Below are 3,814 nucleotides of genomic sequence, written 5' to 3' on the forward strand. Positions count from 1 at the left end.
TTGTGTCATATGCCGTCGAAAAGTCGAGCATTACACTGGGGATACCCCCGTCCCCCAGGCCAAACCATATACCACTTCATAGGTAAGCGGGATACCTTGAGCAGACCGTTGAGACTCCAGGCCCGCCAGAAATCCTTTCCACTTTTCTCGCCCGGTGAGACCGGCTGCACGCTCAAGATGCGTGTTTCCCACACCGACGCCACGCAATTCCCTAATCAACTCGACGGGGGTGGGGTAATACAGCGTCAGTCGCTCCTGATCCATCACCGGATCGGCAAAGCAACTGGCCAGCAGGGCATCTCCTACATCATGCATATCCAGAAATCCGTGCGTATGGACTGCCTCATCCAGACCCGACCAGGCTATCCTGCATTCCTGCAAGGTATCCGGCCCCAGGGTGGCGAACACGAAAACCCCACCCGATGCCAATACGCGCGCCACCTCTTGCATAACCACACGAAGATCATGGCTCCACTGCAAGGAGAAATTGGAAATGACAACGTCAAAGGTACCTGCTTTAAACGGCAACTGATGCATGTCTGCGCACACCACACGCCGACGCTTGAAGATACGACCTGTCTTGGGGATAACCGCCAGCATCTGTTCTGCCAGATCAAGAGCCACCACCTGGGCCGACGGATAACGCTTCTGCATTGCCCGTGTCATCTGCCCGGTTCCCGCGCCAAGATCAAGAATGCGCCGAGGCTCTATTTTCAACCATTCGAAACGCTCTTCAAGCCTTCTTCCCACTTCTTGCTGCACTGCAGCGAACTGGTCATAAGTTTCGTGCGCGCGATTAAACCGGGCGCGAACCTGTGCGTAATCAAACATCTTCAATCCCGCGAGCTGAATAGGTCAGCAATAAGTTCATCAAATAATCTTCATGGCGCCAGGGCAATGCGTGACCACCAACCTGCAAGGGCGTGAGTTGCTGACACGCCGAACCACAAGATTCTGTCCACGGTTGCGTCGGCAGCAGCGGATCATCGGAACCGAATACCCAATGGATGGGCGTCGTCGCGCGCGCCAACCAGGCGCGTTGATCGATAGTGGCCAACCAATCCAGCCCCTGCTGCAAAGCGCCTGCCTCCTGCTGGCGACCAAATCCGGCGGGAAGACCAAGCCAGGCATCAAACCCGTTCAACGCCGCCTCGGGTGAACGACCTACCTGTCTTCGCAATGCTTGCCAGTTTTTCCGAGACATCCCCAGCCAGCCTGTACGTTCATCCTGCAAGAAACGCGGGGAAGCTGACAAGATGACCGATTGGCGTGGTGACAATTTCTTTCTGGCCAAGGCTTCCAGAATCAGGGCACCACCAAGCGACCATCCAAGCCAAAGCGCATTTTCTCCGCTGTACATTTCTGCCACGGGACAATCTGCACCATCGAAAATCCAACGGCCGAATTCCAGCCAATCGAGAGAATGAATCACGGACCGGTCGCCGCCGCGCGCAACATAGCCATCAACCAAATTCCGCCACATGGATGAATCGAACGACCAACCGGAAACCAGCACAATGTGTGCGACCCCCTTCAAGCAGGAACCGTTACCACACCCCTCGACCAAACCATCAATCAATCCAGGCACCTTCTTTCATTTCTTTGCGTGTCGCCATTTCTTCATTTGCGCTTTGAACTTCAAAGTCGTGATAATGCACGGCATTCGCACCCACCCCTTACAGGAATATACCGTGGATTTCTCATCTGGACCGGCATTGGTCGGCATCGCCATCGTCAGCTATCTCATTGGCTCAATCGCCAGCGCCGTGCTTGTAGCGCGCTTGTTTCATCTTCCCGATCCACGCCAAGCGGGCTCCGGCAACCCCGGCGCGACGAACGTCCTGCGGCTGGGCGGGAAAAAAGCCGCGCTGTTGACACTGTTTGGTGATCTGGGCAAGGGCTTGCTGCCGGTGCTGATATTACGCGCCTTGAATGCCCCCGAAGTCGCATTGGCCGTAGCCGCCCTGGCCGCGTTCTTCGGTCACATTTTCCCCGTATTTTTTGGATTCAAAGGTGGAAAAGGCGTTGCGACCGCAGCCGGCGCCTTGCTCGGACTCAATCCATTGATTGGCCTGATTACCATAGGCACATGGATAGCCTGCGCCTTTATCACCCGCTATTCCTCGCTTTCCGCAATTCTTGCCGCGGTTGTAGCAGCTTCCAGCGCCCTGTATCTGGCACCACCTGCCACCATGGTAGCAGTCAGTATCATGGCCATCATGCTGATTTACCGGCACCACCGGAACATTCGCCGCCTGATTAACGGCGAAGAACCCAAAATCGGCAAAAAGACTGATTCGGGCAATCAACCGGAAAAACCGGTCTGAAAAGACAGGCAGTCACCCCGCCAGCGAATGGCTCAAGGAAACCAACGGCCAGCGAGGGCGAACCTCAAACCCCGCCGCCTCGTCAAGCTCGCCCCGCTCCAGCCGAAGCGCAGCGACCAAAGCGATCATGGCCGCATTGTCGGTACATAGTATGGGGGGTGGATAGAACACCTGCCCGCCACGCTCATCCATCATTTGTTTGAGACGCAAGCGCAACGGACGATTTGCCGCCACCCCGCCAGCCAGCACCACATGACGGTAACCGGTCTGCTCCAGTGCCCGCCCGATTTTGATTGCGAGCGTATCGATGACGGCCTGTTCGAATGAAGCGGCGATATCGGCGTGATCACCGCCCGTAGCGATGGCCAATGCCACTGCCGTTTTCAAACCACTGAAACTGAAATCCAACCCCGGTCGATCGACCATCGGTCGGGGGAAGCGGATGGCATCGCGACGTCCACGCTGCGCCAATTCGGAAAGCGCCGCGCCCCCGGGATAGCCCAAGCCCATGAGTTTGGCTGATTTATCGAAAGCCTCGCCCACGGCATCATCGATACTTTCCCCGAGCAGGGTGTAATCCCCCAGCGCCTTGACCGCAATCAACTGCGTGTGCCCACCGGACACCAGCACGGCCAGAAACGGGAATTGCGGGCGTTCTTCCTCGAGCAGGGGTGCCAGCACGTGACCTTCCAGATGATGCACACCCAGCGCAGGACGACCAAGCGCCCGCGCCAACCCCTTGGCAAAGGCGGCACCGGTCATCAACGCGCCCTGCAAGCCGGGACCGGCCGTGTATCCGATCGCATCGATCTGATCGCGACGAAGATTCGCCTCACTCAGTGCGGCCCTGAACAATAACGGCAACTTGCGTACGTGATCGCGCGCAGCCAACTCGGGGACGACGCCGCCATAGCGCGCATGCACATCGGTTTGCGAGTGAATCTGATTCGCGAGCAAACCGCAAGACGTGTCGTAGATGGCGATGGCCGTTTCATCGCACGATGTTTCGATGCCCAATACCCGCATGACGCGCCCATCTCCATCAAATCGTAGGCCCGAATCGTAAGCCCGTAAAATCAGGCCGGGGATGATAACGCATACCGACCTGACACGCGGGGATTGTTGGGTTATCGAGCCGATGCGGCCGAGCGTTTTTCCTCGCGGACAATCTGATCGATCAAGGCCTTGATCTTGGGCGTGTTCCAATCGATCGACGCATTCACCGAGTAACGGATACGCCCCTGGTCGTCCACCAGAAACGAGCTTGGAAAGGCAAACACCCCCCATTGGGCGGCCACATCCCCCTGTCGATCGATCAGAACCGGAAAATGCACCGAGAACTGCTTCATGAACGCCGTCACATGGGCAGGCGATTCCTTGAAGTTGATCGACAGCACACGCAACTGGCCAGCAGGGTAACTCTGAGCCAATTCATTCATGGACGGAATTTCCTCGACGCAATGCGGGCACCAACTGGCCCAGAAGTT

The 3,814-nt window shown here is 57.1% G+C and carries 5 protein-coding genes; 1 reads left to right on the plus strand and 4 read right to left on the minus strand.

Translation table 11 applies throughout. The features are described 5' to 3' along the window. Nucleotides 1-30: 30 nt before the first annotated feature. Together bioC and M7R55_RS06670 are read right to left on the minus strand one after the other, a co-directional pair. Nucleotides 31-831: a malonyl-ACP O-methyltransferase BioC gene (gene bioC, locus M7R55_RS06665; protein ID WP_298219606.1), complete on the minus strand. Its 801-nt coding sequence runs from the start codon at nucleotides 829-831 to the stop codon at nucleotides 31-33. Beyond that, nucleotides 824-1,588 carry an alpha/beta fold hydrolase gene (locus tag M7R55_RS06670; RefSeq protein WP_298219608.1) on the minus strand — a complete coding sequence of 255 codons (765 nt, stop codon included), beginning with the start codon at nucleotides 1,586-1,588 and terminating at the stop codon, nucleotides 824-826. The genes bioC and M7R55_RS06670 overlap by 8 nt, the downstream gene beginning before the upstream one ends. Nucleotides 1,589-1,691: 103 nt before the next feature. On the opposite strand from M7R55_RS06670, the gene plsY reads away from it, so the two are divergent. Beyond that, complete coding sequence (gene plsY / locus M7R55_RS06675; RefSeq protein WP_298219610.1) at nucleotides 1,692-2,327, plus strand: glycerol-3-phosphate 1-O-acyltransferase PlsY; 636 nt, start codon at nucleotides 1,692-1,694, stop codon at nucleotides 2,325-2,327. 12 nt (nucleotides 2,328-2,339) lie between these two features. On the opposite strand, the gene tsaD is transcribed toward plsY, so the two are convergent. Both tsaD and M7R55_RS06685 read right to left on the minus strand, forming a co-directional pair. After that, nucleotides 2,340-3,353, minus strand: a complete 1,014-nt coding sequence (gene tsaD, locus M7R55_RS06680; RefSeq protein ID WP_298219612.1) for a tRNA (adenosine(37)-N6)-threonylcarbamoyltransferase complex transferase subunit TsaD — start codon at nucleotides 3,351-3,353, stop codon at nucleotides 2,340-2,342. A 101-nt stretch (nucleotides 3,354-3,454) separates the two neighbouring features. Further along, a partial coding sequence (locus M7R55_RS06685; RefSeq protein ID WP_298219614.1) for a TlpA disulfide reductase family protein occupies nucleotides 3,455-3,814 on the minus strand: 360 nt, incomplete at its 5' end.

The sequence above is a fragment of the Halothiobacillus sp. genome (assembly GCF_027346185.1).
GTDB lineage: Bacteria > Pseudomonadota > Gammaproteobacteria > Halothiobacillales > Halothiobacillaceae > Halothiobacillus.